Origin of the sequence: Candidatus Symbiopectobacterium sp. (assembly GCF_020054415.1) — a bacterium.
Taxonomy (GTDB): Bacteria; Pseudomonadota; Gammaproteobacteria; order Enterobacterales; family Enterobacteriaceae; genus Symbiopectobacterium.
This window is the reverse complement of record NZ_JAHWCO010000328.1, coordinates 1-5,260: the sequence shown is the minus strand read 5'-3', so window position 1 is coordinate 5,260 and position 5,260 is coordinate 1. Positions and strand designations below refer to the sequence as shown.

The 5,260-nt window shown below is 54.4% G+C and carries 6 protein-coding genes and 3 pseudogenes; 4 read left to right on the top strand and 5 right to left on the bottom strand.

Going from position 1 to position 5,260, the window contains the following annotated elements; genetic code table 11:
• Together QZ506_RS09630 and QZ506_RS09625 are read left to right on the top strand one after the other, a co-directional pair.
• Nucleotides 1-80, top strand: a pseudogene (locus tag QZ506_RS09630) (lipoprotein); the annotation flags it as partial.
• A 46-nt stretch (nucleotides 81-126) separates the two neighbouring features.
• Nucleotides 127-706: pseudogene (locus QZ506_RS09625) on the top strand (FAD-binding protein); the annotation flags it as partial.
• Between the two features lie 201 nt (nucleotides 707-907).
• On the opposite strand, the gene alkB reads toward QZ506_RS09625, so the two are convergent.
• The 3 genes from alkB to QZ506_RS09615 are packed head-to-tail and all read right to left on the bottom strand — an operon-like array spanning nucleotide 908 to nucleotide 2,630.
• Nucleotides 908-1,543, bottom strand: a complete 636-nt coding sequence (gene alkB / locus QZ506_RS09620) for a DNA oxidative demethylase AlkB (protein ID WP_291970669.1) — start codon at nucleotides 1,541-1,543, stop codon at nucleotides 908-910.
• Nucleotides 1,536-1,760 carry a methylated-DNA--[protein]-cysteine S-methyltransferase gene (locus QZ506_RS21550; protein WP_367272996.1) on the bottom strand — a complete coding sequence of 75 codons (225 nt, stop codon included), beginning with the start codon at nucleotides 1,758-1,760 and terminating at the stop codon, nucleotides 1,536-1,538. The genes alkB and QZ506_RS21550 overlap by 8 nt, the downstream gene beginning before the upstream one ends.
• Before the next feature lie 12 nt (nucleotides 1,761-1,772).
• Nucleotides 1,773-2,630 (bottom strand): Ada metal-binding domain-containing protein, encoded by an 858-nt coding sequence (locus tag QZ506_RS09615; protein WP_367272995.1) that lies wholly within the window; start codon nucleotides 2,628-2,630, stop codon nucleotides 1,773-1,775.
• Between the two features lie 173 nt (nucleotides 2,631-2,803).
• On the opposite strand from QZ506_RS09615, the gene QZ506_RS09610 reads away from it, so the two are divergent.
• Entirely contained in the window at nucleotides 2,804-3,508 is a 705-nt protein-coding gene (locus tag QZ506_RS09610) for a DNA-3-methyladenine glycosylase (protein WP_291970667.1), read from the top strand.
• 5 nt (nucleotides 3,509-3,513) lie between these two features.
• On the opposite strand, the gene QZ506_RS09605 is transcribed toward QZ506_RS09610, so the two are convergent.
• The gene (locus QZ506_RS09605) at nucleotides 3,514-4,014 is read right to left on the bottom strand and encodes a multidrug/biocide efflux PACE transporter (protein WP_291970665.1); all 501 of its coding nucleotides are present in this window, start codon (nucleotides 4,012-4,014) and stop codon (nucleotides 3,514-3,516) included.
• 164 nt (nucleotides 4,015-4,178) lie between these two features.
• On the opposite strand from QZ506_RS09605, the gene QZ506_RS09600 reads away from it, so the two are divergent.
• Nucleotides 4,179-5,057 carry a LysR family transcriptional regulator gene (locus QZ506_RS09600; protein WP_291970663.1) on the top strand — a complete coding sequence of 293 codons (879 nt, stop codon included), beginning with the start codon at nucleotides 4,179-4,181 and terminating at the stop codon, nucleotides 5,055-5,057.
• A gap of 21 nt (nucleotides 5,058-5,078) precedes the next feature.
• On the opposite strand, the pseudogene QZ506_RS09595 reads toward QZ506_RS09600, so the two are convergent.
• Nucleotides 5,079-5,260: pseudogene (locus tag QZ506_RS09595) on the bottom strand (IS630 family transposase); the annotation flags it as partial.

The window sequence follows — 5,260 nt, the reverse complement described above, 5'->3', positions numbered from 1 at the left end:
TGGGTGAAGCCATGGCCATGGTCAAAGCGCTTAACCGGATCACGCTATTAGGAATGCCGAACAGTATTCGCATCACGTAACAATCGACCCGTATGGGGCGCAGTCGTTACAAGTTCTGATTTATTCAACAAAGCCGGCTGCATCATGTATTCCATCTTTGATGAAACATCACGTAAACATTACGTGAACGACGGGATCGACGTACCGATTGGTGAATTGGGTTATCGCTAACACCAAGCTCACTAAGTTTGATGAAGAGTTTGATAAAGAGCTCCAGAAAAACCGCGGTTTTGTCTACAAGGCACAAACGCTGGACGCACTGGCTAAAGCCATGGGCATTGACGCCAGCGTGCTGAAAGAGACTATCGATCAGAACAACGTCTTTGCCGCGCAAAAACGTGATGAAGTGTTCAACAAGAACATGGATTACCTGCGTCCGGTGAAAACCGAGCCGTTCTATGCTGTTAAAATGCAGCCTGCCGCACTCGGCACGCTGTGCGGCGTGAAAATTAACGAGAATATGCAGGCCATCAACAAGGACGGCAATGCCATCCTAGGACTGTATGTCACCGATAATGACGCAGGCGGCACGTACGGCGACACTTACGATCTGCTGTTAGGCGGTGGCACCTTCGGTTTCGCCCTGAACTCAGGCCGTATTGCCGCAGAAAGTGCGTTGGATTACATGCACTTCAAAAAACAATAATCCTGCTCGCCAGCAACCTGCGCCTTTGGGGCAGGTTGCTGACAAACCTATCTAAAATAGTAACGTCCACCACCTCCATCATTCCCATGAAAGCGGGAATCCCTTGCAGAAGAAACGCGCTTATCCTTACAGAGATCCCCGGCTTTCGCCGAGGAGGACAAAGAGTAAAGTGATTTTGTCGCAGTCTGGTTGCCCTTTTCCCTACCCCGCCTTACGAAACGTCAGATTAAACCGGTAATCTTCCGTTCCTGCTTTGATGGCCTGCACACCGTGAAAACGCAGGCGTGACGGTCCGCCCCACACCAGCACATCGCCCTGCGTCAGCGGGATACGCAGCACAGCATCGCTGCGCTGCATACCGCCAAACTGGAAGATGGCCGGTAACCCGAGCGACACGGAAACAATCGGCTGGGAAAAATCCCGTTCATTTTTATCCTGATGCAATGACATCCTGCTACCCACCGCATAGCGGCTCATCAGACAAGCATCGGCAACAAAGTCAGGAAACCCCGCCTCGTGCGCGGCCTGTTGCGCCAGTTGAGCAAACAGCAGCGGCATCGCGGGCCAGAGCGATCCAGTGAGGGGATCGTGGCGTGCATAGCGATAACCCTGCGCATCCGTCACCCAGCCCAGTGAGCCGCAATTGCTCATGGCAGTCGACATGACAAAACCGCCCTGCGTGGTCATCTGTCGAAACGGTGCCACGCGCGTCAGTTGGTCAATCATCTGCATTAACGTTGGCGCACTCTCAGCGGCGAATCCGCGCAGCACCACAGCACCCGGTGCCAGCGTCTGCGTCCAGAGCTGTGTGCCCTCGTGCGCGAACAGATCATCCATCATGGGATCCTTTAGCCTCGTTCTCCAGCAGTTGGCGTTTGCGCGCGATGCCCCACCGATAGCCCGACAACGCCCCATCGGTGCGAATCACCCGATGGCAAGGGACAATCACCGCCAGACGGTTGGCGGCACATGCGCAAGCTACCGCGCGCACCGCGTCCGGCTGACCAATTTTTTCGGCAACATCGCGGTAGCTGAGCGTAGTTCCCCGAGGAATGTCTCGCAGAGCCTACCAGACACGCAGTTGAAACGCAGTGCCACGAATATCGAGCGGTAACGTCAACGGCGCACCCGGTGAATCAATAGCGCGGATGACCAGCGCCATGCGTTGATCAAACGCCGCATCGCCTGCAACCAACGTCGCATTGGCAAACAGAGCGTGCAGCTCGTTTATCAATGCAGTGGCATCATCTCCCAGTAAAACGGCGCAGACCCCGCGCTCGCTCTCAGCCACCAGAACAGCCACCAGCGAGCATGTGCCAATCGCAAAATGAATCGTCATGCCCTGCCCCTTGTGTTTAAAACTGCACGGCGGCATGCCCAGCAGTTGATGAGATTCCTGATAGAACTGCTCGCTGGAATGAAAAACCTCCGCCAATGTGGCTTGCGTTACCGGCACCTCACCGCTCAGCAAAGCGCGCACACGCTGACCACGCAACGCGGCAGCATAACGTTTTAGTGTTACGCCAACCTGTGCTTTAAACAGCCGGTGAAAATGGTAAGGGCTGATACCCACCGCCGTTGCCACCTGCGCCAACGTCAGCGATGTCTCGGACTGCGCCATCAGTTGGCAGGCGTGCTCAATAGCCGCACCTTGCCGTTGCTCACGGGACGAACTTCCTGGAAGGCAGCGTTTACAGGGCAGGAACCCGGCCTGCCGCGCCGCCTCCGCATCCACAAAGAACTGCACGTTTTCCCGCAGCGGCAATCGGGACGCACAGGAAGGCATACAAAATATTCCCGTGGTTTTAACGCCATAGACAAAGCGACCGTCAGCCTGTTTATCGCGTCGGCACAGGGCATCCCACCATCTATTTTCACGTAGAGCACGCTCTTCCTCTGGAAAAGCGCGTGCGTTTGTCGACATCACTCACCTCGCAGTCTCTGGTCACAACAGCAATCACACCCTACCGGTTACGTCTGATGAATACCTGACTGATTCTTGATTTTTCATTCCATAAACGCATCGCAGGGTGACAACCCTGATTCACTCTTTTATGCTGAAAGCCCACCCTTTTTCTCTCACGTTCAGGATCAAGTATGTCACACCCGCAGCCGGTATTATGGAACTCGGCGCAGAGCGTGCATCTGGCATGCGAACATCTGCGCACACTTGGGCCGCGCTGGCAAGCGCTGCTGGACCACATCGGCGAATGTCAGCACAAAACACACCCGCATCGTGAACCCTATGAAGCGCTGATGCGTGCCGTGGCTTACCAACAGCTCACCACTCGCGCGGGTGATGCCATGATCCGCCGCCTGTTGGACGCGTTTAGCACTGACGGACAGGTATTCCCTTCAGCCGAGCAGATTGCTGCCAGTGAGAAAGACGCACTGCGCCAATGTGGCTTCTCTACGCGCAAGGCAGAAACGTTGCACGCGATTGCACACGGTGCACGAGACGGTTTGGTGCCTACGCGAGAACAGGCGCTGACCATGGATGACGACACGCTCATCGAACGGTTATCGACGTTGAAAGGTATCGGTCGCTGGACGGTTGAAATGTACCTAATCTATGGGTTGGAACGAATGGACATTATGCCGCTGGACGACCTCGGCATCCGCTTAGGGTTATGCTATTTGCATCAGCGCGATGCGGTACCCTCGCGCCGGGAATTGGCGGAACTCAGCTTGCCGTGTCAGCCTTTTAGCACCGTTGCCGCTTGGTATTTGTGGCGCAGCCCGATGATGCCAGACTACGCCGATTTCAAAAGCCGCCTGAAAACCAGCAACCGCAAAGGCTGATGACATTAGTGGGGGCGTGATGCAGCGGGCGACTTCCCGCGTTCGCCGTCTCGGCGCGCCATAAACCGGGCGCGCAGTTTGTCATATACCCAGTTATACACCACGGTATACGGCAGGAAAAACAGGAAGAAGCCGAACTCGACCATCAACGCCTGCCACAGTGTAATCCCCAGAATCCAGGCCGCAACGGGCAGGCCAATCAGGGTAAAACCGCCCTCAAAACCTAATCCGTGCAAGATACGCACTTTGGCACCGCGCGCCACGCGAGATACTGGCCACAGGCGATCGAACAGGGCGTTGTAGATGATATTCCAAACCATGGCGATGCTGGAGAGCATAATAGCCAATGCACCCATGGAAAACAGCGGCTTGTTAAACAGCCAGGCACCAATGGGAGCCGTGATCAAGAGTGCCACCACTTCGTAGCCGACAGCATGAAACACACGCTCACCCACGCTTCGGCGTTGTACCGCGGTTGTTTGTCTGTTTGCTGCGTTAGCTTGCATACATCACCACACTTTTATTCATCAATTTGGTATCGGATCAATTAACAAAACAGGCGGTGGAGAAGAGCTCTCATCGCTTGACGAAGGCAGGTTATATCGTTATTACTGGAATAGTGAAATTAATATCCATCGATAAGAGCGATGGACTTAAAAAGAGAGCGGCGATGCGCTATTCCCCCGAATCCCTGATTGCCTTTGTTACCGCCGCGCAAACTGGCTCTTTCTCGGCCGCTGCGCGTCAGCTACGTAAAAGCCAATCCACCGTGAGCGCGGCCATTGCCAATCTGGAAGCCGATCTCGGCTTGGTGCTGTTCGATCGTTCCGGGCATCAGCCGCGACTGACGGATGATGGCCACAAGGTGCGTGTGCACGTAGAGGCCATTCTTGCTGCCAGCGACACTCTGGATGCGCTGGCGTCCCGTCTGGCTAACCGGATTGAGCCACGCCTGAGCTTTGTGTTGTCGGATATGTGGAAAGCGGCGCATTACGATCCCTTGCTGCATGCATTCTCTGCCCGCTTTCCTGATATTGAGTTCGAGTGTCTGATCGCTGAAGATGAGGATGCCATCGACCTGCTTAAGGCGCAGCGCGCGCACATGGGGGTGATTCGTACCCAACCACACTATCCGACAGAAATCAGCGCCTCACGGCTACACGTGAAAACTGAAATGGCCATCTTTGTTGCCGCACAGCATGCATTGGCGCAGCAACCGTCTGTCTCACCGCAGCAGTTGGCGACGGTACGCCAACTTTATCTGAATACCTATACACGCACAGAACGCCAGCCAAAAGAAGGCGTTATCTGGTCTGCACCCTCTTACCTTATGCTGCTGGAAATGGCAGAACAGGGGTTTGGCTGGAGCATTCTGCCACGCTGGTTGGTCGCCCAGTTTGGTCATCAGGTGTTGGTGGAACTTCCGATGGCAGGTTGGCCGCAACTGATTGAAATGGATGTGGTGTGGTCAAAACAGTATCCGCCAGGACCGGCAGGGTTTTGGATGATTGATAATTTACTGATGCAAAAAGATCCGACATCGTCTTGAAATAGATATACCCAATAAACCTCAAGATGCAGGTTTGAGCACCTGAAAACGATCGTGAATTATGGACGTCAGCGAGTCCGCTATTTCTGGTAGCGTATTGGTGAAAAAATTGAATATTGCATCCCGAAAATCGCGGGTGTTTTCAAAATAGCGATTATTCCGTGCATGCTCATTCATCACTTTCCACAGGCGTTCTATCGCGT